The following is a 21,344-nucleotide window of genomic DNA, read 5'->3' as shown; positions in this document are numbered from 1 at the left end:
TCATCGATGCCTTTGTCGATAGCCTACCGCTGGATACCTTTGGCTTTCGGCTGGATTATGGCGAGAATGGTTTTACATCCGCCTTACAACTGGCTACAAAAGGTTTTTCAACACATTTTGCGTAGCACGCATTTTTTCTGCATCTTTGAGCAAACCAAAGCTTTGGGCTGCTTCACCGATGAAATGAAGGGGGTTGTGGGACGATCTGCCGTTAAAAGAAATCACTATCATTACAACTGCTCCTGTTTAGGGGATGCTTACAAAAGCTCAAAAAGAAAAAATGGATAAACAAAGAGCCGAACTCAACAAGAAACTGGAGGAATACGTTGCTGCCGCTGACGAAAAGAAAGAGGAATTAAAAGCTGAAACCGAACAGCTAAAATCAGCGCTGGATGAGGGTGTTGATGCTTTTCAAAAAGAAATGGATAAAAAATAAGTTTAATTAAAAAGACAAAATAGATTATGCACTTTGAATTGATTTACGACAAAAGTTTAGCTCAGGCGAGCTATTTAATTGGTTGCCAAAAAGCAGGAATTGCTGCGGTAATCGATCCCAAAAGAGATGTGGACACTTATCTGAAAATTGCCAAAGAGAACAATTTTAAGATTACCCATATTCTGGAAACGCACATTCATGCGGATTTTTTATGCGGTTCACGTGAATTAGCAGCCCTTACAGGCGGAGAAATGTTTCTTTCCGATGAAGGAGACCAAGACTGGAAATACGAATTTCCACACACCAAAGTAAAGCACGGTGATGTGATCAAAATAGGAAATATCAGCATTGAAGCTATACATACTCCCGGGCATACACCCGAGCACTTGAGTTTTTTATTGACCGACCATCCTGCCACTGACAAGCCGGCTATGTTGTTTACCGGTGATTTTGTGTTCGTTGGCGATGTAGGAAGACCCGACTTGCTGGAACAAGCCGCAGGAATAAAAGGTACACAAGAAAAAGGAGCACACGACCTTTTAGACTCACTCAAAGACTTTGTGAAAATGGAGGATCACATTCTGCTTTGGCCTGGACACGGAGCAGGCTCGGCTTGTGGAAAAGCACTGGGAGCCGTAAATATGTCAACCATAGGCTATGAAAAAATCAGAAACTGGGCACTACAAAAGCTGAACGATAAAGCAGCTTTTACCGATGAACTTTTGGCAGACCAACCGGAGCCACCACGCTATTTTGCAAAGATGAAAGAGCTCAATAAAGTGGATAGAAAACTCTTGACAGAAGTACCAAAAATTAAAAATCTATCGAAAGAAGCATACGAAGAAGCCAAGCGTAAGGACTTGAAAATGATTGACGCGAGGCCTAAAGGTCAATTTGCCAATGGTTTCCTGAAAGGCTCCTTAAATATTCCAAACGACAATTCATTTTCTTCCTGGATGGGTTGGTTTTTGAATTATGAAGAGTATTTCGTACTGATTGCTGACGAAAGTGAAGTGGAAGACCTTACCAGAAAATTGATGCGTATTGGTATGGACAACATTCATGGATTTATTACTCCACAGCAGCTTGCAGATTTTGAAAAAGGAAATCTAAGCGCCTACGATTCAATCAATAAATCAACGGTAGAAAATAAAATGACGGACGAAAATGTTCAAATCGTTGACATCAGAGGCAAGTCTGAATACAACGATGGGCATATAGATGGAGCCGTTAATGTATTCATGGGCGATATGGATGAAAATATGGATAAAATATCCAAAAACAAAGAAGTGATTATCTATTGCAACAGCGGGAACCGTTCTGCCGTAGCGTACTCATTACTCACAGCCCATGGCTTTGAAAACATTTTGAACTATGCTGGCGGCTGGTCTGATTGGAGTGAACGGGATTAATTCTTTAAAGTACACTAAACATTGATGGAACAAGAAGTAATTACAGTTTTAGTCATTCTTGGAGTAACCGTACTCTTGCTGGTTCTCGATATAGTACGTATTGATATTGTGGCCATTGGGTGTATGTTGGCATTGGGTTGGTCGGGTATATTAGATACGCAAGAAATGTTTTCAGGCTTTTCAAGTAATGCTGTAATTGCCATGCTCAGCGTTATGATTTTAGGCAATGGTATTTCCCGAAGCGGAGTCATGGATAAATTCTCACAGTTTATCATCGATAAGGCAGGCACCCGCAAGCGAAATTTGATAGGCTTGCTTTCCGCCTCCGTTGGCTTACTTTCCGGCTTGATTCAAAACATTGGTGCAGCAGCACTTTTTCTGCCGGGCATCATACAGGTATCACGTAAAACAAAGATACCTATGTCATCATTGATTATGCCTATTGGGTATGCAGCCATACTGGGAGGAGCGCTCACGATGGTTGGTTCAGGTCATTTAATTCTGGTTAATGATTTGCTGACAAATGATGGATACGATGCTTATAACCTGTTTAGTGTCACTCCTATTGGCGTTGTTTTATTGATTTCTGGAATTCTTTACTTCCTGTTTTTGGGTGATAAAGTTTTACCTGCTGATGAAGTGGAAAATAGTGGAAAATCAGAGCAGGAAAAACTGATTGAAAAATTATCCCTGCCACATGCTATCAAACGGGTGAAAATAGTTGCGGAAAGCCCCCTGGTTGGACAAACTATTGAAGAGGCGGGTTTAGAGGAACAATATAACATACACTTGCTTGGCGTCAGAACAGACAAGGATGTAATTTTTGCCCCTTGGCGGGAAACTGAACTCAAAGAGGGACAAATACTGGCTATTTTAAGTACAGGCGAAAACATAGAACAGTTTATTGAGGAATGTAAGCTACAGGATGTTTCTTCTTCCAATTATTTCTATGATGATTTTAAGTCCGAAGCAAGTGGTTTTGCAGAGCTGATAATCCCTCCCGACTCAGAATTGGTAGGAAATACCATCAGAGATTATGCATTCAGAAAACAGCATGCTGCCAAGCCGGTCGTATTGGTTAATAAAGGGGAAAGAATTGAAGGCGACTTTTCAGATAAGGAAATAGCTTCTGGTGACACCCTGATTATTTACGGCAGATGGAAGGAAATTGAACACCTGAAAAGCTCAAAAAATGTCATCTTGCTTACGGATGTAAAATTCGATGATAAAGACACATCCAAAACATGGCTTGCTATCGGGTGCTTTGTATTTGCCATAGCATTGGCGATGTTTGGATTTTCCATTTCAATGGCATTCTTAACCGGTGCTCTTCTGATGGTGCTGACGCGCGTTATGAATATCAGCCAGGCTTACGAATCCATAGAATGGAGGGTGGTTTTTATGCTGGCAGGACTAATCCCTTTAGGAATAGCCATGCAAAAAACAGGTGCTGCCTTGTTTTTGGCGGAAAAAGTTATGCATGTAGTGATTGACTTACCACCCATTTTTATGATTATTATGGTGTGTGTATTATCTACGCTGTTTTCCTTGTTTATGACAAATGTTGGGGCTGTTGTAGTGCTTGCGCCTCTGGTCATAGGCATGGCAAGCATTGCAGATATGGATGCAAGGCCATTGGTTTTAATGGCTGCTCTTTGCGCTGGCAACTCGTTTATTTTACCCACACATCAGGTGAATGCCTTCCTGATGTCTTCGGGTGGGTATCGAAATGCCGATTATATCAGAGCAGGTAGTGGAATGACTGTTATCTTTTTAGTCATTACCGTTTCAATATTTTATTTTTTCATCATTTAATGAAGCGTATATGAACCCACTTTATGCAAAAGCAAATCATAAAGCCATACTAGTCTCGAACGCATTACAAACGCCCGAGTGAGGGGTTTTGACCGCTGCGCAGCCCGGGTCAAGCCCTGTTGGTAGCCAGCAAAACGGCAAAAATCAAACAAACGGAAATATCCGTTGTTAGCACCGGAAATAAACGAGAATGAACACGCAGATAGAAAAAATCCAAAAGAAGATTGAGCCCTTGAGGCAAGAGATTGTGAACCATCAAGTGTATTCGGCCATCACAGACATTGAGGACCTTAAAATTTTTATGCAGTACCACGTGTATGCAGTATGGGATTTTATGTCTTTGCTCAAGGCCCTTCAAAACAGCTTGACCTGCACATCTGTTCCTTGGTTTCCAAAGGGTTCGGCCGACACCAGGCAACTCATCAATGAAATAGTGGTTGGTGAAGAGTCGGACCTCGACTTGAATGGCGACCGGAAGAGCCATTTTGAAATGTACCTGGATGCCATGCAACAGTGTGGAGCAGATACGTCTCCAATAGAACAATTTATCGCTGAGTTAAAAAAATCCGGCGATTTTGGTGCGGCGCATGCTGTTTCCGGAACACCCGAAGAAGCCCGCGATTTTGTTGACTTCACCTTCAAAGTGATCGGAAGTAACAAAGATCATTTACAATCGGCAGTCTTTACTTTTGGCCGTGAAGACCTGATACCGGGAATGTTCCTTTCAATCATCAACGACATGCATGAAAAGTTGCCGAACAACATTTCGATGTTCAAATACTATCTCGAAAGGCACATAGAGGTTGACGGCGACCATCACAGCCACCTGGCCCTGCAAATGACAGCAAACCTGTGCGGAACAGACGATCAATTGTGGTACCAAGCGGAGCAAGCCGCTGTTGATGCATTAACCAGGCGTATAAACCTCTGGAATGGAGCTCACAGACAAATAGTAAACAGAACAGCCGCCGCCAGGGTCTGAATTCCAAATGCTGGAGTAATAAAGCCCTCTCTGGCTGCTGTTACGGAGCTGTCAGAAAATCAGATGTCAAACACAAAAAAGATGGACAGCGGCTGCGCAAACAAGGTATAGGTGGAGCGGGCCGTAGGCAGTTGTGTGTCGGGTAGCTCGGGGCTGCTCTCGCTTAAGGGAGTAAAAAAGTCGCGCCGGTCGGTTTTGGCCCAGTTCAATGAAAAGCTGCCTTCGGCCAGTAAACTGATGCGGTCGGTAATCCTGAACCTGAAACCCAACAGGGGTGCCAGGCCCAAAATTTCATTCCGTGATTCTCTTCCGTTGGCGTATCCACCGCTGGAGAAAATAAGCTCGTTGTAATTGTGTGTAAAAGTCGCTCTCAGGTCCAAACCGTAATAAGCCTGCCATCTTTTGCTTAATTCGGTGGTGAACTCCCAGCCCAGCCGAACATCGATGGCTGAGAAGTTTCTTTGAAACGTGGAGGTGTCATTGGAAAGCATTGAAAGTACGTCTTCCCGACCGTAGGCACCACCAATGGCAAAACGAATGTTTCCTGGTTTGAACTTTCTTCGGTAGCTGAGAAAGTACGTGGGTGTATAGGGCATTTGAAACGTCGGGTCGAAGTTGATATTCAGAACGGATCTGATAAAACCGGTGGCATCCAGTCCGAATTCATTTTTGTACTCTTTCGGCTCTTCCTGCCCAAACGCAGCAGTCGCAATCATACATGCAAATAACAGAAGTATGCTTGGTCTCATGGCGGTTAATTTTGAGCAATGTAAGGCTATTGTTTTGCAATTCCAAGCCTCACGGAGCAGACTTGCATGACATTCGCCAAACATAAAGTGCGCGCTGCTCAAACGCCATATTCGCGCCCAACCCAGGCTTTACGCCACGTTCTGCACCCGTTTCTTCCAATTTACAAGGTACACACCTCCAATAATCACAGCCGAAAAAAGGATGTCGGTCAGGGCGATGCGCTCGCCGTCAACCACGCCCCACAAAATGGCAACCAGCGGCATCATATAGGTAACCGATGAGGCAAAAAGAGCGTTGCTGATCTTAATCAGGTGGTTGAACAGAATGAGCGAAACCGAGGTGCCGAACACAGCCAGCACGGCCACAAAAGGTACACCCGCTCTTACCTGTGGCTCGTGAATCAGCGCAGTAAAAAAACCGGTGGCGGCCAGGTAAACCAACGCCAGGGGCCCTACAAAGAGCAAGGCAATTCCGGCCAGGGGTACAGCGTCAACCTCTGCCAGCTTGTTGCGGATGATGTTCACACTCATGGCATAAAATACGGTGGCCACCACCACCAGCACATAGGCCCAGACAGGCGCACCCGCCACCCCTTCGATATGGCCCGAAATGAGCATCACGGCACCGGCCAACGCGAGCAAAATTCCCGCGTAGTTTACCGGCAGGTAGCGCTGTCGGAAAACCGCCACAGCGATAAGCAGCGTAAACAAGGGAGTGAGCGCGTTGAGAATACCGGTTACACCACTGTCGAGCACGGTTTGCGCCGATGTGAAAAGAAAAGCGGGAATGCCGTTGCCCAACAAGCCCACGAGCAATAACCAAAGCCAGTGTTTGCGGAGTGTGGCGCGCACCCTGTGCAGGATAAAAGGCAAAAACACCGCACTGGCAATCACCAGTCGTAAGGCAGCCACCTGCTCGCTGCTCATGCGCCGGCTCAAATCAGCGTTAAACATGGCCTTTTTCATCAGGATGAATGAGCTGCCCCAGGTCAGGGCCAGCACAATCAGAATGATCCACGCCAGGTGGCGGTTGTTCAGAATTCGGTTCAAGGCTTGAAAATGAATGCCAAAAAACCTTTTTTTCGGCGCTCAAAGAACAGAAAAGTTTTAATTTTGTTGCTCTCGTATTACAATCTCCCGAGCGATGAAAAACTTACATTACTTCCTTTTATTCTTTGCACTGCTTGCGCTGTCATGCGAGCAAAGTCAGCAATCGCAGTCAGAAACCACTATTGAACCCGTTGTGCGTGAAGTGCGTACCGACGGTCCGGCGAAATCCCTTGCCCACCTCTCTATCGAAGGGATGGGTTGTGAGCTGAGTTGCGGAAGCGCTATCAAAAAGGCACTGAACGGACTGGATGGTGTCATCATCACCGAGATCAGCTACGAGGGAGACCGCGATGTGAATTACGCAGTGGTTGAGTTTGACGAGTCTAAACTCGGCTCTCAGGAACTGGCTAACGCGGTGAACAACCTTCGCAAAGGTCATTACTCCGTGAGCGCGGTGAGCCTTGAGCGTCATATCCCCGCCGAAGAAAGCGCTCCACAGGATCAGGGAACATCCACCGAGGGAAAAACTTCAGGTGCTGAGAGGCATATTGAAACCCGAAGTATCACCATTCCCAATTTGTTGGACGTGCTGAACAGCTTGCTTCGGTAATTTCGCAAAGCACACAAATACGGATTGATACATCTTTTTTGGTAGCAAAGCGAAGAAAATTTGCATCGCTTCAAAACCTTTCCGGCCCACCGGCGTTTTACAATCACAAAAGCATTGAAGATGCTGCTTCGCAAGAAGCGGTGGAGTAGTGTAAGTTGGTTTACATAGGGCCGGACGCTTGTCCGGCCTTATGTATTTTTGGGAGAAAGGTTACCGCAGTCACAGAGTTTGCAGAGGTTAATCGTGGCCAAATGGCTACCTTTGCCAAAACCTGCTGACATCCGCAATGATCCCCTTTGGCTCACGTGCATTTGCCCCGATTTTGCTGCTGGCTGGCAGCCTTTTTTTTATGCTCCTAATCCAATCTGCGCAGGCACAGAATCAGGTTCGCCCCGACCCCTATGGTCAATGGTTGATGTACTTTGGCGATAACAAGCTCTCCGACAAAATAGGGCTTCATACTGAGCTTCAACTACGCAATTATTTGCTCCGCGAAACCGTAGAGCAGTCGCTGGCCAGAGTAGGCCTCAACGTGTACCTCAACCCTTCTACCATGGCCACGGCCGGTTACGCCTTTATTTATACTACCCCCTCGCGCGAGAACGTAGAGGGTTTCACCGTGCGCGAACACCGCTCGTGGCAACAGCTCATTATGCGGCAGCGCTCGCGCAACTTGTTTCTTGAGCACCGCTACCGGCTGGAGCAGCGCTTTATTGATAACCTCGATACGCGCAACTCCAAATTCGAAAACCGCGTGCGATACAGGTTGCAGGCCATTGTACCGTTTTACACCATTTCGCCCTATTTGCGCCACTTCTTCTTTGCCAGCTACAATGAGCTTTTTGTGAACTTCGGAAAGCAGGTGGCCGGTGAGGTTTTCGATAGAAACAGGTTTTACCTGGCTTTCGGATACCAGTTCAGCCCGAAATTTAACTTCCAGGTAGGGTATTTGCATCAGTATATCAGCATTCCCGGAGCAACTTCGGGCAATATAAATCACAACCTGCAGGTGGGTATTTCATATAATATGGACGACTTGATGCCCACCATGTTCAGACGAAGCGAATGATGAAATGGGTCTTGACATATGCGATGATTGCCGGAGTAGGATTTTCTGCTGTGGCACAGGAGTTGAAAACCTTTCGGGATGAGAAGGGGGTGAAGGGCGAAATTCAGTTTCAGGGGGCACTGCCCGATAGCCTGTTGCCGGCCAATGGGCCTTACGAGCTGCGCTGGCGAGACCTGAGTAACGACAGCCTTGTAACCTACAGCGTAAGAGGAAAGGTAAAAAATCACCTGCCTGAAGGTGAGTGGGAGTGGAATGAAGGACATTGGAGCTATGACATCCGTCCCGGAAGCGGAATTCAACCCGAGTTTGGGTTAAGCGGTTACGTAAAAGCCTGGAAGGGCTCTTTCTCGAAAGGCTTTCCAGATGGTAAATGGCTTTTTACACTCGACTCACTCGACGAATCGGCACGGCAACAAGATGGCTTGTCAATAGAATGCTCCTTTCAAGCCGGAAAAACCGCGGGTCGTTTTCGGGTGAACGATAAATCTCACAAGAGTGCGTTTTCACTCAAAGGCCAATGCAATGAACAGGGTTACGCCGAAGGAAAGTGGGAGTATTCCTATCTCCTTCCGGGCGATAAGCACCGCACAACCGAAGAACGCACCTACCGCAACGGCTTGCTTACAAGTCGTAAAGTGGTACGGGGCAAGGAAACGGAGTTTTATACCAACCAGCATGTTGCGGAGTTGTTGCAAGCCTTCGACTCCGGTTCTGATCACCCGCTTTTTGCCATTGGTGAAGACGATTTCAGCAACGACGGTCAGGGAGGTTTTCCTGAGTTGATGTTCGACAAATACCGGCGCTGGGCTTCGATGGCAGGCTGGAACCACCCGGAATTTCACTTTGAGCCCGGTCGTAAAGGCCCTTTGTTCAAAAGGCTGAGCTATCCGCGAAAAAAGAGCGAACAAAAAGCACTCGCCGATACCGACAGCTTGTCACAGTTCATGCAAGGCCAGATTGCCAAACGCCTTGATTACCGCAATCTGCTGATTAACCGCGGCCGCACGCCTAGTCTCGACCTCGCCATCAGCTACGCCGAGGGGTCGCGGCGCCGGCTCATCGTGCTCGATTCCTTGCTCGAGCTGAGCAGAGCGCACGAATTTATCTACGTGAACCGCTACGATTCTTCGATGGTGAAACTATTGGAAAAGCTCAACAATCCGGCGTTTGTAGAGGCCCAACTTCACAATGTGCCACCTGTGGTGATGCCCGTGGCTACCTTCAGCGTAGATTCCATTGACCTGTACCAGGCTTTTGCCCGGTTTGCAGGGGAACTGGCCCGTCAGCTTCCGGTGTACCTGGCTACCATTGATAAAGGTCATCGCGACATGATGCGCGAAGCAGCCCTCGTTGAGCTTTCGGATGAGCTTACGCAACACCAACAACAATTGGAGGATGCCTACCGCAATACGGGCGAGACCGGAACCATGGTGGCCGAGCGATGGGTAAAGGAGCATTTGCAATCAGAACTTCAGTTTTTTTCGAGAACCGACGTGTACGAACAGGCCATTGAGGTGGGTGTTGCGGTGGTGACCAAGATGGATTCACTCCTTGCCTGGGAGTCGCAATGGAACGCTTTTGACAGCATTCCCATTCGGATGAAAAAAGCCTACACCGATTACCTCTACAACCCCTACACGGGCGAGCGCGATGTAGAGGTGAGGCTCAAAAAGCGGTTTTACCACCAGATGAGGGATGTGCTTTGGCCCCACATGCGCCACGAATTGCACAATGCCCCCGATTGGGATACCTTTGTGGAGCGGTGGAATACCTATCGCGAAACCTATCGCAATGTTGAGTTGTTTGCCCAATGGGACGATCGGTCGGCAACGCGCCTGGAGCGCAGGTTGAGAAAAGAGAAATCGCCAGAAAAAATAATCTCTGAACTCAATAACTGGGTGCGCGATAACCGCGGTTTGTACCGAAATACCCGACCCTGAAATGTAGATCTATGGACAGGTGGATGTTGTTTGCTTCGCGTTGGTCCTTAATCATGGTGTACCTCGTGATTCTTGCCGGTTCGGTAGTGCGGATGACGGGCTCCGGAATGGGCTGTCCGGATTGGCCTAAGTGCTTCGGTTTTTTTATTCCGCCCACCCATGAGGATCAGCTTGTGTGGAAAGCCGGCACAACATACAACAAAGGCCAGATGATTCTGGGCGATGACGAGTTGCTGGTTGCCAGAGAAAAATTCACCACCACGGAAGTGTTTTCACCGGAAAACTGGCGCGTGTACGACAAGCACGACTACACCATTTTCAACCCCGTGCACACCTGGATTGAGTACATCAATCGCCTGCTTGGTGCGCTGTCGGGCATTCCGGTTATGTTGCTCTTTGTGCTGGCCACCATCCGCATTCGCAGCGATGTGGTAACGTGGTTGCTCAGCGCCGGCGCCCTTTTTGCGCTGGGTTTTGTAGCATGGTTGGGTAAACTCGTTGTGGACGGAAACCTCATTCCGCACAGCATTACCTACCACATGTTTGGAGCCATTGCCTTGTTGCTGCTGGTAGTGGCCGTACTATTCAGAAAAAGCCGGCGCAAGCAGGAACTTCAAATTACAGACACTCGCTTGCTGGGAGTTACTTCGCTGGTGATGCTCCTCACCCTGGCCCAGGTGTATCTCGGTACCAATGTGCGCGAACAGGTAGATGCCTTGCTTATCGCCGGTCCGCGAAAAGATGTGATGGACGGATTGGACGCCGTGTTTCTCATTCACCGTAGCTTTTCTATTTTCTTGCTGCTTGCCTACGCCTGGATGCTCAGAATGATGATGCGGTCTGCACTTCCGCGCAATTGGTTTGTAGTTGTGGTGGCACTGCTCGGTGTAGAAATCTTTGCGGGAGTGATTTTGAATTATGCGGGCTTTCCCGCTTTTGCCCAGCCACTACACCTGCTTGCTGCACTTATACTTGTGGGAGTCTTGTTTTACCTTTGGCTCCATGTCCTCGCACAAACCAGCGTTTCCAAATCTGCGTTTTCGGCCTAAGAAGATGAGCCCGGGCCTGAAACGTATGGGGGCCTGCTTGTTCATGTTTATGCTGCTGAGCACCGTTTCGTCGCTGTCCTTTGGCCAAAACGCTTACACGGGGGTGATTCTCGACGCCGAATCGCGGCAGCCGGTGCCATATGCCCACGCAGTACTCGCCACAGCTCCGGGACGGGGAACCATTACCAACGCCTCCGGCAGGTTTTTCTTCCGCCGAAAAGCAAGCATGCCCAATCCGGTGGAGATGCGCTTTTCGAGCATGGGATACACCTCAGCTACTTTTCCGGTTTATGCGGGTAAAACAGATACCTTTTTATTGGCTCCTGCTGCCCATGGACTTGCCGAAGTGGTGGTTACGCCCGAGGATTATGAGCGCAACCTGCTCCGGCGACTAATTGCACGGATTCCGATAAACCACCCGACGCACAATGAGCGCCTGATAGGAGAGGTGGTAGAACGAGGCTTTGGCGATACGCTCCATGTCCGTCCGCTTTACGAAGCAAGAGCTATTACCTTGGCCGACAAGCGTGGATACCACCGGAGAAGTGATTACGGTAACGTGGCAGTGCTCGAAGGTACGGTTGACACTTTCCCCGACTTTGTGCACAGCAACCTGCGTATCTCCGCGGGAGCGTTTAACGTGCATCGCTTCGATGTGGTGCAGCTCAGACGAGGGCCGCTCAATGAAAGAAGGCTGATGGATTATTCCTTTGAGAGTCTTGACATGCAAACTTTCGACGGGCATCCTATTCAGCCCATTCGCTTTACGGGCAACGATCTCAAGGGTGTTATCTACATCAACATGACCGATACGGCCATCTATGAAGTGGATGTGGAGGTGCAACGCGGAGCTTTTGACTCTTTCGGACAGGGTCTTTCTTTTGGTTCGCGAAGAAGTTACCTGACTTTTCAAACGGGCTACGCTAAATTCGACGGGCTGTACCGCCTCAAATACATTCACTACAACACGGCCTTTAGCTCGGGGGTGCGGGGCGGGCGTTTTTTTCTGGAGAACACCTATGCCATCAACGATTTTGAAATTACTGACGAGCCCATCAGTCACATGGACAGGGTGGGTTTCAACGAGCGCCTTACAGACCTGGTGATTCTGAATAACCGCACCGCTGCGGGCGACACCCTGGGGATGGTGCAGGGAGCCCGGCTTACAACGCCATTGGAGCGGGTGCTGAGTAGAATTTCATCAGAGGTGGGTTATTTCGGCATGTACTATACGCGCGAGGAGCGGCACTACAGCGGTCGTGACCCCGACTGGCCTGAAGAGTTGTCGGGAACTTTGCCCGCCCAAACAGGTTTTGTGCACGGCATGGTTTACCAGTTGAACTACCGCCTCAACGGCAGGTTTTCGGTGATATGGAACAGTGGGGGTTTGTTCAGCAAAATGTACAGCCAGCAGTCCCTCGGGCTTCAGCTCACCCAAAGCATTGGTTTTGCGGCAAAGTGGTCTGTGAAATTGGCAGCTACGTTAGGCGTGGAGACCTTTAACGCAGAACTGGCCGATATTGGCGCGGCGGCTCAGTATCCGGTGCTCAATCAGGAGATAGGTTTTAAAAATACGTCCATGGCATACCTCACGGAAAACTTTTTTGCTGCACCTGTTCTGAGTGTGGGTTTTGCGCCGAAAAGAAATTTGCGCTTCAGTTTATCGGCTCTGTACATCGCGCCTTTTGCAGGCGATTCCTACCTGCTTTTCAACAATGAGGACTTTAGTTGGCCCTGGCAAAGAAGCCGCTACAGAATAGGTCAACCGGACGACAACCCTTACATGGGGCGTTTGCAGTTTCAGTTGCGAATGGCTTTTGGCTCCTTATAGCAACTGAAGGCAGGAGAAGAAGGCTTCTGTTACCGACAGCGGTTGGAGCTCCAGCTCAGTGTTGAAATCAGGTGGTCAATATCTTCACTGATGTATGAAATCACTGGCCGGAGAGAGTCGCTGTTCATGCGTACATTGAAATAGAGCGAGCCGCGCAGAAAATGCTGTGTGCTGTCGGTAAGGTAAAACTGAACAGGAGAGGCTACATCCCCTTCCAGGTAGTACACAAGCCCAAACACACAGGCACTGTCCCGAACCACCACACGTGTTTGGATGTCCTGGGCCTTTACATGATGCTCGTAAGAGAGATGGTGACTTTCGTCGAGCATGGTTTTAAGGTTGTTTTCAACGGGCTTGTAGGTGAAATGAACCTGCGCCTTGTTTTTCGGAAAGTCGAGATTGAACCAGCAGGTTTCAGGTCGGTCGGAACGCATCTGAATCCGCGAGTAGGCCGGAATTTCAAAGGAAAACGGGCAATTTGGTGATACTGCACGGTAGTCTTTTTCGGGTAGGTCTATACGGAAGTAGCCTTTGGGTTTTGGTACCGGGTTTTCGCCGCAGGAGGTCACGAGCATTGCAAGCAGTATCAGGCAAATCAGGTTTTTCATTTTTCCTCGGTTTCTTCCTGCGGCAAGGTGATTTTTACTCTTTTGATACGCCGCTTATCAGCCGCTTCAATCACAAAAGTATAGTCGTGAAAACGGATACGCTCATTTTTCAGTGGAATTTTTCCCACCTGTTCTAGGATAAATCCGGCGAGTGTATCTGCTTCGCCTTTGTTTTCTTCAAAGGGTTCTTCGTCCAGATCGAGAATACGATACAAGTCAACCAGCAAGGTGCGGCCTTCAAAAACGTAATTGAAATCGTCTAATTTGCTGTAGGTTACTTCGTCGTCGTCAAACTCGTCGGTAATATCGCCCACAATTTCTTCAATCACATCTTCAAGGGTTACGATGCCTGAGGTGCCGCCGTATTCATCTACCACAATGGCCATGTGCACCTTTTTCTCCTGAAACTCCTTGAGCAGGTCGTCCAGCTTTTTGTTTTCGGGAATGATAAAGGGTGTTCGGATGAGCGATTGCCATTTAAACTGACTTCGATCCGAATAGGGGATGAGGTCTTTGATTACCAGTATGCCCACCACGTCGTCAAAAGAGCCTCGGTAGATAGGAAAGCGCGAGTGGCCCGATTCTATCATTGCGCGCACAAGCTCCGGGTAGGAGGTTTTAATGTCGAAGGCCACGGTTTCGGTGCGGGGTCGCATAATCTGGCGTACTTCAATATTTCCGAATTTCACGATACCCTCCAGAATGCGCTGTTCTTCGCGCGTGGTTTCCCTGTCAAGGGTCAGTTCAATGGCGTGTTCCAGTTCATCCGAGCTTACCTCGTTTCCGATGGTGTTCTGCTCAAAGCGCCGCCGTAATTTGGCCGAGCCGCGCACCAGAATGTTGCTCAACGGACTAAAAAATTTATTCATTACACTCAGCATGAGGGCCATGGTACGGGCTACTCCCAATGCATTGGATGCTGCGTAAATCTTCGGAACCACCTCGCCAAAGAGCAGCAGGAGTGCGGTTACAATCACCACTTCCACCAGAAACTGGAGCATGGCATTGTCAGCGATAAACTGAAACCATTTTCCCAGCACAAAGGTAGAGAGAATAACAATGCCGATATTGATGATGTTATTGCAAATCAGAATGGTAGCAAGCAGTTTGGACGGCTTGCTCAACATTGAGGAAATGCGCTGGTTGGCCGCGTCGGATTCTGTATCAATGGTTTGCATATCCGAGGGTGAAAGAGAAAAGTACGCTACCTCAGAGCCTGAAATCAATGCAGAGCAAACCAGCAATAACATGAGTACTCCCACTGACACAAACAGCGTCCAATCGGCGGTTTCGCTGATGGTGAGCAGAAAAATGGAAATAGATTCTTCCGGGGGAGGTTTCACTGGCGGGGTTTACGTGAACAATGGTACTCAGAAGGGGAGGTCATCTTCTTCGTCGGCTTCCGGCAGTTGCGGCTCAGGATGTCCGTTTCGGCTTGTAGCCGCAGCAGACTGTGGTTTTTGCTCTGTGCTTTGTCCAGCCGGTCCCTGGCTCATTTCTCTCTTGCCGAGCATGGTCATTTCGTTCACCACAATTTCGGTAGTGTAGCGGGTCACGCCATCTTTGTCCTGGTAATTACGCGTTTGTAGTTTTCCTTCCACATAAATCTGATCGCCTTTGTGAAGGTATTTTTCAGCAACTTCCGCCAGTCCGCGCCAAATTACGATTCTGTGCCATTCTGTTTGGGTAATGCGCTCACCGCTGTTGCGGTCTTTGTAGCTTTCAGAGGTAGCCAGATTGAAGTTGGCTACTTTGTTTCCGTTTTCAAGTGTTCTTACTTCCGGGTCACCGCCCAGGTTTCCGAGAAGGATTACCTTATTTACTCCTGCCATGTTGGTTTAGTTTTATGCGTCATTCGTTTGCCGAAGGTACGGGCTTTTCACGAGTACTGAAAATGTACTTATCAACGAATCGTTCAAAAAGTCGGGGGAGGCCAAAGTTGCTGATTTCTTTTCTGTTCAATACCCATATGAACTCTTTTTCGTGGATTGGAGGTTCATTAAAAACCCAGAAATGCGCCTGAATACTTCGGTGTGTAAGTTGGTGCGGAATGGGCCCAATTCGCTTTTCTTTGTTCGGCTCCGGCAATCCGAATTGCCCGCAGAAATCCGAAAGTGCGTTATGGTCTGGTGGGGTGCTGGTCTCCAGTGTGGGGAAGCCGTATAGTCCGGCCCAGATACCTGTTTCCGGTCGTTGTTGAAGCATCAACCCGCGTGAAGTTTGCACTACTAAACTATTTAGATAGAGGGGAGTGGCTTTGGTTCGTTTGCGCTTAGCCGGAAATTGCTCAATGGTGCCTGTTCGGTAAGCTACACATACTTCACCGAAAGGGCATTCCGCGCATTCAGGTTGAGCCGGAGTACAAACCAGGGCGCCAAACTCCATCATGGCCTGGTTAAAGTCGCCCGGATTTTGATGGTCTAGAATAGCTGCTGCCTGCTCATAAAAGGTTTTCTTACCAAAAGATGTATCCACAGGAGTATCAATGCCGAAAAGTCGTGAGAGAAAACGAAACACGTTTCCATCCACCACCGGCACGGGCTCGTGGTAACATATAGATGCAATGGCTGCCGCAGAATAAGGCCCAACGCCTTTGAGTTGGAGAAGCTCTTTGTACGAGCCGGGAAAGCACCCGCCCAATTCGTGCACCACATGTTTGGCAGCGTGATGGAGATTTCGCGCTCTGCGATAGTACCCGAGTCCTTGCCAAAGCTGCATTACATCGCGCTCATCGGCCTCTGCCAGGTCTTTAATGGAGGGAAAGGCCTTCTTAAAGCGGAGATAATACGGTAAGCCCTGAGCTATTCGGGTTTGCTGCATAATCATTTCCGACAGCCAGATGTTGTAGGGTGTGGGAGAGTTTCGCCATGGAAGTTGGCGTTTATTTTTTGAATACCAATCGTTTAGGGCGGGGGTTATATTCATTGGTAGAAAGAAAACAGGGTTTAAGTGCCTAGAATCCAAAGTTAATCGAAATTATGTTGCGGGTTACAAGGCTTGCTCTATATTTGCCATCGAAACGAATCATTTGTGAACTAATTAAAGCTTAATTGTTATGACTAAAGCAGATTTGGTGAGTGAAATTTCTGAGAAGACCGGAATCGAGAAAGTAGCTGTTCAGGCTACCGTAGAGACCATGATGTCGTCTATCAAAAATTCTTTGGAAAAAGGAGAAAACGTGTACCTGCGTGGTTTTGGTAGCTTTATCGTGAAGAAGCGCGCTAAGAAAACCGGCCGAAATATCTCGAAAAACACCACTATTATCATCCCCGAGCACTTTATTCCGGCATTCAAACCTGCTAAAGTGTTTGTTGAAAGAGTACGTACCAAAGTGAAAAAGAAGAAGTAAGCTTCTTTTTTGAGATTTATCCATGAGCAGCCAAAAGCAAACACAAATTGTTGTACTTTTGGCTGCTCTTTTTTTAGTAGTTCTTTTAATACTGGCACCTCGCCTCCCAAAGCAAGCTCGGCTCGAAGCCAAAAAGCTGGAGGCAAGCAAAACAGACCCGATTGAACAAAAAATCAATCAGGCTGTAGCACTGGTGCATGATGGTAGCAATCCCATGCAGGGGATTTTGATGCTTCGGGAAATTCTCGAAGAAAATCCTAACAGGGTAGAGGCGCATTGGCATCTGGCTCATTTTTCTGTCCAATCAGGACAGTACGAAAAAGCCGCAGAGCGGTTTAGTAAAGTCGTTGAACTCGACACCGAGAAGAAATTTCCAGACGCCATTTTCTATTTGGGAAAAACCTACGCCACCCTCGAAAATCCGGAAAAAGCGATTGAATGCTTTGAGCGTTACCTCCAGGATGTAGAAGATCCAACTGTTAAAGAAAGAGTAGAGGAGTTCATTGATGAACTCAAACGTTAACAGTTAAAATATTTTAGTTATGCCTAGCGGTAAGAAAAGAAAACGACACAAGATGGCCACGCACAAGCGCAAAAAGCGCCTGCGTAAAAACCGGCACAAGAAGAAGAAGTAATGTCTTCGTTGGCGGATGGATTTGTCTGCCCTTCTCCTTTTCGGTACTCCCTCAATTTGGTATCAACAGTGGCTGCATATGTATGCGTGTTTGCCGCTTAACCATTGGCTATCTTGTCATTTGAACTAATCATCGATGCAAACTCCAAGGATACGCAGCTTGCGCTCCTTGAAGATAAGCAGCTCGTAGAGTTACATCGCGAAAAAACCAATCCGGAATTCGCGGTCGGTGACATCTATTTGGGTAAGGTGAAAAAGGTTATTCCTAACCTCAATGCTGCTTTTGTAGATGTGGGCTACTCCAAAGATGCCTTCCTGCATTACCTCGACCTGGGGCAGCAATTCAGCTCCATGAATACCTGGGTAAAACAGGTGCAGGCCCGGAAATTCAACTCTGCCGACCTCGCCAACTTCAAGCAGGAGCCGGATATTGACAAAAACGGCAAAATCAAGGATCAGCTCTCCGGTGGTCAGCATATACTGGTGCAGGTAGCCAAAGAACCTATCTCTACCAAAGGGCCCCGACTTACCGCTGAAATTACCATTGCCGGCAGGTATCTCATTCTGGTGCCTTTCTCCTCCAAGATTTCCATCTCGCAGAAAATCACCGATCCCAAAGAGCGAACTCGTCTTAAGCGCTTGATGCAGAGTATTAAGCCTAAGAATTTTGGTGTAATTATTCGCACCGTTGCCGAGAACAAAAAGGTGGCACAACTCGACGCCGATCTCAATAATTCATACGAGCGGTGGAAACAGCTTCACAAAAATCTGATGCCGGCCAAACCGGTTAAACGCGTACTGGGCGAGATCAACAAAACCAGTGCTGTTTTGCGCGACCTGCTCAACAAGGAGTTCAGCAACATTCGGGTAAACAGCCCCGAAATGGCAGAGGAAATTAAAACCTACCTGCGCAAAATTTCACCCGATCACGAGAAAATCGTAAAGCTCTATCGTGGTAAAACAGACATCTTTGAGTACTACAACGTTCAAAAGCAAATCAAGCTCTCTTTTGGTCGGCAGGTCAATATCCCCAGTGGGGGCTATTTGATTATTGAACACACTGAAGCCATGCACGTGGTGGACGTGAACAGCGGTAACCGCAAAGGTGTCGATAAAAACCAGGAGCAGAATGCGCTTGAAACCAATCTCGAATCGGCCAAAGAGCTGGCACGAATCCTCCGTCTGAGAGATATGGGGGGTATTATCGTGGTGGATTTTATCGATATGCAGGATCGGGCCAATCAAAAAGAGCTTTACGAAAAGCTCAAAGAGTACATGAGTATTGACCGGGCCAAGCACAATGTGTTGCCACCCAGTAAATTCGGTGTGGTGGAAATCACCCGGCAGCGGGTGCGCCCCGAAACCAATATTGAAACCCGTGAGCAATGCCCAACTTGCTCAGGTACAGGTAAAGTAGAGTCCACGCTGCTTGTTCCCGATGAAATAGAAAACAACCTCAGACTGATTCTCGAGGAACGCAAGCCACGTCGCATTGAAATTCACTGCAGTCCGTTTCTCGCAGCCTATTTCAAAAAGGGCATGATTTCAACAGAGCTCAAATGGCGCTTCAAGTACAAGCTGCCTGTTGTGTTTTGCCCAAACACCGCCTTTCAATTTCTGGAGTACCGATTCTTTGATGAGGCCCAGCAGGAAATTGAAATCTGATTTTTTTTCACCCTCTTTATTGTTCTATCTTCGAAGCTGTGTCTGTAAAACGCAAATACAGCCGCGAAGAAACGCTGACCCGCATGCGCGCCTGGTGCGACTATCAGGAGCGCTCACACATTGAGGTGGTTCGGAAACTCAGAAGCTGGGGCTGGTATGGAGAGGAACTGGACGCGTTTGTGGCCGCTCTGGTATCCGATAATTACCTCAATGAAGAACGCTTTGCCCGCGCCTACGCCAGCGGAAAATTCCGCATCAAGGGATGGGGCCGCATCCGAATTATACAGGGACTCAAACAACATAGGGTGAGTAACTATAGTTTGCGTGCGGCCATGGAGGAGATTGAACCCGAAGAGTACCGCCAAACCTTGTTAAAGCATATTGAACGTAAAAGCGGTCAATACTACCACGAGGATGATTGGAACCTCAGGGCAAGATTGCACCGCTTTCTGACATCCAAGGGCTTTGAGCCGGATGAGTTTACCGTAGATGTAGAGCGTTTTGTGGCAGGAAGGAAGTCAGATAATGAACGTTAATATGCCTAAAAGACTACCTTTGTACCATGCTACACGAAGATGATTTACGCGATTTCGCGGGGCGCCTGGAAGCGCTAAGGGGGTATCTTTGACGTGGATCACAAGCTAGAGCAGATTCGCGAAGAAGAAAAGCTCACCGAAGACCCCAACTTTTGGGACGATCCCAAAAAAGCCGAATTGATAATGAAGCAAATCCGAACCAAAAAGAACTGGACGGATGCGTGGGTAGCTACGCGCGATGCCCTGGAGGACCTTCGTGTGTTGCACGAGTTTCACCAGGAAGGTGAGGCCTCCGAAGAGGACCTGCAAGAGCAGTTGAAAAAGCTGAACGAGCTGATGGACGATCTCGAATTCCGAAATATGCTGTCGGGCGAAGAGGATGCTCTGAGTGCCGTGATGCAGATTACTGCGGGCGCCGGAGGTACGGAAAGCTGTGATTGGGCGCGTATGCTGATGCGCATGTACCTCATGTGGGCCGATAAAAACGGATTCAAGGTGCGTGAGCTCGACATGCAGGAAGGTGAGGTTGCCGGGGTAAAACAGGTAACCCTCGAAATAGACGGTGAATATGCATTCGGCTACCTCAAAGGCGAAAATGGTGTGCATCGCCTGGTGCGCATTTCACCTTTTGACTCCAACGCGCGTCGCCATACCTCCTTTGTGTCGGTGTATGTATATCCTTTGGTTGACGATTCCATTCAGATTGAAATCAATCCTTCAGATATTAGCTGGGACACCTACCGCTCGAGTGGTGCAGGAGGGCAGGCCGTGAACAAAATCGAAACGGCCGTGCGATTGAAGCACGCGCCCACAGGGATTGTCATTGAAAACTCTGAAACACGCTCTCAGTTTGAGAACAAGGAGAAGGCTTTGCAACTTCTCAAATCTCAGCTCTACGAACTGGAACTGAGTAAGAAAAATGAGGCCCGGGCCGAAATTGAAGCAGGAAAAAAGAAAATCGAGTGGGGTTCACAGATTCGCAACTACGTGCTGCACCCTTACAAGCTTATTAAAGACGTCCGTACCGGAGAAGAAACCAGTAATGTGGATGACGTGCTCAACGGTGAACTCGATGCTTTCCTCAAAGCTTTTCTCATGCAGCAAGGCTCTGCAAAAACCAATAGCTAAAAAAACATTGTTATGTCAGAAATTGAAATTTATCACAATCCGCGTTGCCGAAAAAGCAGGGAAGCATTGGAAATTCTGAAAGAAGCAGGCCACGAACCCGCCATCAGACTTTACCTTGACGAAACGCCTGATGTGGATACCTTCAAAAAACTATTGGCCAGGCTTAATATGCGGCCTGAAGCCCTGCTTCGCAAGGGCGAGGCTGTGTACAAGGAGAAATTTCGCGGTAAGGATTTCAACGACGATGAGTGGATTGATATCATGCTTGAAAACCCAAAACTGATTGAGCGACCGATTGTAATCCGGGGAAACAAGGCAGTTGTAGGGAGGCCACCCGAACGAGTGAAAGAAATTCTCTAAACACCAACCGAATAGTATTGAACAAAAAAAGGCAGCCCGAAGGCTGCCTTTTTTTGAAGTAAGAATATGGGTGGTCTTATTTGATCACCAGTTTCTTGGTAGTGTAGCTGTTGTTTGCGCG

21 protein-coding genes are annotated in these 21,344 nt (G+C 48.1%); 15 read left to right on the top strand and 6 right to left on the bottom strand.

The window, feature by feature from the left end; translation table 11 throughout:
* Window positions 1–253: 253 nt before the first annotated feature.
* The 4 genes from EA392_13135 to EA392_13120 all read left to right on the top strand — a co-directional run bounded on the left by EA392_13135 (window position 254) and on the right by EA392_13120 (window position 4,645).
* Entirely contained in the window at window positions 254–436 is a 183-nt protein-coding gene (locus EA392_13135) for a hypothetical protein (protein ID TVR37310.1), read from the top strand.
* Window positions 437–462: 26 nt separating this feature from the next.
* Window positions 463–1,848 carry an MBL fold metallo-hydrolase gene (locus tag EA392_13130; GenBank protein TVR37309.1) on the top strand — a complete coding sequence of 462 codons (1,386 nt, stop codon included), beginning with the start codon at window positions 463–465 and terminating at the stop codon, window positions 1,846–1,848.
* 24 nt (window positions 1,849–1,872) lie between these two features.
* Window positions 1,873–3,663 carry an SLC13 family permease gene (locus EA392_13125; GenBank protein TVR37308.1) on the top strand — a complete coding sequence of 597 codons (1,791 nt, stop codon included), beginning with the start codon at window positions 1,873–1,875 and terminating at the stop codon, window positions 3,661–3,663.
* A 190-nt stretch (window positions 3,664–3,853) separates the two neighbouring features.
* Window positions 3,854–4,645, top strand: a complete 792-nt coding sequence (locus EA392_13120) for a DUF3050 domain-containing protein (protein ID TVR37307.1) — start codon at window positions 3,854–3,856, stop codon at window positions 4,643–4,645.
* A gap of 59 nt (window positions 4,646–4,704) precedes the next feature.
* Here the strand turns inward: EA392_13120 and EA392_13115 are convergent, their stop codons facing one another.
* Together EA392_13115 and EA392_13110 are read right to left on the bottom strand one after the other, a co-directional pair.
* Entirely contained in the window at window positions 4,705–5,361 is a 657-nt protein-coding gene (locus EA392_13115) for a hypothetical protein (protein ID TVR37306.1), read from the bottom strand.
* Between the two features lie 162 nt (window positions 5,362–5,523).
* Window positions 5,524–6,444 (bottom strand): DMT family transporter, encoded by a 921-nt coding sequence (locus EA392_13110; GenBank protein ID TVR37305.1) that lies wholly within the window; start codon window positions 6,442–6,444, stop codon window positions 5,524–5,526.
* 94 nt (window positions 6,445–6,538) lie between these two features.
* On the opposite strand from EA392_13110, the gene EA392_13105 reads away from it, so the two are divergent.
* The 5 genes from EA392_13105 to EA392_13085 all read left to right on the top strand — a co-directional run bounded on the left by EA392_13105 (window position 6,539) and on the right by EA392_13085 (window position 12,943).
* Window positions 6,539–7,054 (top strand): copper chaperone, encoded by a 516-nt coding sequence (locus EA392_13105; GenBank protein ID TVR37304.1) that lies wholly within the window; start codon window positions 6,539–6,541, stop codon window positions 7,052–7,054.
* A 286-nt stretch (window positions 7,055–7,340) separates the two neighbouring features.
* Window positions 7,341–8,123 carry a DUF2490 domain-containing protein gene (locus tag EA392_13100; GenBank protein ID TVR37303.1) on the top strand — a complete coding sequence of 261 codons (783 nt, stop codon included), beginning with the start codon at window positions 7,341–7,343 and terminating at the stop codon, window positions 8,121–8,123.
* A gap of 23 nt (window positions 8,124–8,146) precedes the next feature.
* Window positions 8,147–10,063, top strand: a complete 1,917-nt coding sequence (locus tag EA392_13095) for a hypothetical protein (GenBank protein TVR37302.1) — start codon at window positions 8,147–8,149, stop codon at window positions 10,061–10,063.
* Between the two features lie 11 nt (window positions 10,064–10,074).
* Complete coding sequence (locus EA392_13090) at window positions 10,075–11,112, top strand: heme A synthase (GenBank protein ID TVR37301.1); 1,038 nt, start codon at window positions 10,075–10,077, stop codon at window positions 11,110–11,112.
* The gene (locus EA392_13085) at window positions 10,982–12,943 is read left to right on the top strand and encodes a carboxypeptidase-like regulatory domain-containing protein (GenBank protein TVR37300.1); all 1,962 of its coding nucleotides are present in this window, start codon (window positions 10,982–10,984) and stop codon (window positions 12,941–12,943) included. Before EA392_13090 ends, EA392_13085 begins: the two co-directional genes overlap by 131 nt.
* Before the next feature lie 29 nt (window positions 12,944–12,972).
* Here EA392_13085 and gldD read toward each other — a convergent pair whose 3' ends face one another.
* The 4 genes from gldD to mutY all read right to left on the bottom strand — a co-directional run bounded on the left by gldD (window position 12,973) and on the right by mutY (window position 16,476).
* A complete protein-coding gene (gldD, locus tag EA392_13080) occupies window positions 12,973–13,551 on the bottom strand; it encodes a gliding motility lipoprotein GldD (protein ID TVR37299.1) in 579 nt (192 codons plus the stop codon).
* Window positions 13,548–14,801 carry a gliding motility-associated protein GldE gene (gldE, locus tag EA392_13075; GenBank protein TVR37311.1) on the bottom strand — a complete coding sequence of 418 codons (1,254 nt, stop codon included), beginning with the start codon at window positions 14,799–14,801 and terminating at the stop codon, window positions 13,548–13,550. Before gldE ends, gldD begins: the two co-directional genes overlap by 4 nt.
* A gap of 120 nt (window positions 14,802–14,921) precedes the next feature.
* Complete coding sequence (locus EA392_13070; protein ID TVR37298.1) at window positions 14,922–15,383, bottom strand: single-stranded DNA-binding protein; 462 nt, start codon at window positions 15,381–15,383, stop codon at window positions 14,922–14,924.
* Between the two features lie 19 nt (window positions 15,384–15,402).
* Complete coding sequence (gene mutY, locus EA392_13065; protein TVR37297.1) at window positions 15,403–16,476, bottom strand: A/G-specific adenine glycosylase; 1,074 nt, start codon at window positions 16,474–16,476, stop codon at window positions 15,403–15,405.
* A 130-nt stretch (window positions 16,477–16,606) separates the two neighbouring features.
* On the opposite strand from mutY, the gene EA392_13060 reads away from it, so the two are divergent.
* From EA392_13060 to arsC, 6 genes are all read left to right on the top strand, one after another.
* On the top strand, window positions 16,607–16,900 hold the full coding sequence (locus EA392_13060; GenBank protein TVR37296.1) for an integration host factor subunit beta: 294 nt from the start codon (window positions 16,607–16,609) through the stop codon (window positions 16,898–16,900).
* 22 nt (window positions 16,901–16,922) lie between these two features.
* Window positions 16,923–17,423 (top strand): hypothetical protein, encoded by a 501-nt coding sequence (locus EA392_13055; protein ID TVR37295.1) that lies wholly within the window; start codon window positions 16,923–16,925, stop codon window positions 17,421–17,423.
* 225 nt (window positions 17,424–17,648) lie between these two features.
* Window positions 17,649–19,199: an Rne/Rng family ribonuclease gene (locus tag EA392_13050; protein TVR37294.1), complete on the top strand. Its 1,551-nt coding sequence runs from the start codon at window positions 17,649–17,651 to the stop codon at window positions 19,197–19,199.
* A gap of 38 nt (window positions 19,200–19,237) precedes the next feature.
* On the top strand, window positions 19,238–19,735 hold the full coding sequence (locus tag EA392_13045) for a RecX family transcriptional regulator (GenBank protein ID TVR37293.1): 498 nt from the start codon (window positions 19,238–19,240) through the stop codon (window positions 19,733–19,735).
* 26 nt (window positions 19,736–19,761) lie between these two features.
* Window positions 19,762–20,863, top strand: a protein-coding gene (gene prfB, locus EA392_13040) for a peptide chain release factor 2 (protein ID TVR37292.1) whose coding sequence is annotated in 2 segments (ribosomal slippage) — window positions 19,762–19,824 and window positions 19,826–20,863 — 1,101 coding nt in all. Because the reading frame shifts where the segments join, the coding sequence is not laid out codon by codon here.
* A gap of 12 nt (window positions 20,864–20,875) precedes the next feature.
* Window positions 20,876–21,223, top strand: coding sequence for an arsenate reductase (glutaredoxin) (arsC, locus tag EA392_13035; protein ID TVR37291.1), 348 nt, complete (start codon window positions 20,876–20,878; stop codon window positions 21,221–21,223).
* Window positions 21,224–21,344 lie beyond the last annotated feature (121 nt).

It is taken from the genome of Cryomorphaceae bacterium (genome assembly GCA_007695365.1).
In the GTDB taxonomy this organism is placed as follows: Bacteria; Bacteroidota; Bacteroidia; order Flavobacteriales_D; family SKUL01; genus SKUL01.
The sequence above is the reverse complement of the archived record's forward strand: the minus strand, read 5'-3'. Positions and strand labels throughout refer to the sequence as shown.

Bases quoted from the DNA above. Each gene is read 5' to 3' on its own strand.
- EA392_13135 (TVR37310.1), top strand. From the start codon at position 254: ATGCTTACAAAAGCTCAAAAAGAAAAAATGGATAAACAAAGAGCCGAA.
- EA392_13130 (TVR37309.1), top strand. From the start codon at position 463: ATGCACTTTGAATTGATTTACGACAAAAGTTTAGCTCAGGCGAGCTAT.
- EA392_13125 (TVR37308.1), top strand. From the start codon at position 1,873: ATGGAACAAGAAGTAATTACAGTTTTAGTCATTCTTGGAGTAACCGTA.
- EA392_13120 (TVR37307.1), top strand. From the start codon at position 3,854: ATGAACACGCAGATAGAAAAAATCCAAAAGAAGATTGAGCCCTTGAGG.
- EA392_13115 (TVR37306.1), bottom strand. From the start codon at position 5,361: ATGATTGCGACTGCTGCGTTTGGGCAGGAAGAGCCGAAAGAGTACAAA.
- EA392_13105 (TVR37304.1), top strand. From the start codon at position 6,539: ATGAAAAACTTACATTACTTCCTTTTATTCTTTGCACTGCTTGCGCTG.
- EA392_13100 (TVR37303.1), top strand. From the start codon at position 7,341: ATGATCCCCTTTGGCTCACGTGCATTTGCCCCGATTTTGCTGCTGGCT.
- EA392_13095 (TVR37302.1), top strand. From the start codon at position 8,147: ATGATTGCCGGAGTAGGATTTTCTGCTGTGGCACAGGAGTTGAAAACC.
- EA392_13090 (TVR37301.1), top strand. From the start codon at position 10,075: ATGGACAGGTGGATGTTGTTTGCTTCGCGTTGGTCCTTAATCATGGTG.
- EA392_13085 (TVR37300.1), top strand. From the start codon at position 10,982: ATGCGGGCTTTCCCGCTTTTGCCCAGCCACTACACCTGCTTGCTGCAC.
- gldD (TVR37299.1), bottom strand. From the start codon at position 13,551: ATGAAAAACCTGATTTGCCTGATACTGCTTGCAATGCTCGTGACCTCC.
- gldE (TVR37311.1), bottom strand. From the start codon at position 14,801: ATGTTATTGCTGGTTTGCTCTGCATTGATTTCAGGCTCTGAGGTAGCG.
- EA392_13070 (TVR37298.1), bottom strand. From the start codon at position 15,383: ATGGCAGGAGTAAATAAGGTAATCCTTCTCGGAAACCTGGGCGGTGAC.
- mutY (TVR37297.1), bottom strand. From the start codon at position 16,476: ATGAATATAACCCCCGCCCTAAACGATTGGTATTCAAAAAATAAACGC.
- EA392_13060 (TVR37296.1), top strand. From the start codon at position 16,607: ATGACTAAAGCAGATTTGGTGAGTGAAATTTCTGAGAAGACCGGAATC.
- EA392_13055 (TVR37295.1), top strand. From the start codon at position 16,923: ATGAGCAGCCAAAAGCAAACACAAATTGTTGTACTTTTGGCTGCTCTT.
- arsC (TVR37291.1), top strand. From the start codon at position 20,876: ATGTCAGAAATTGAAATTTATCACAATCCGCGTTGCCGAAAAAGCAGG.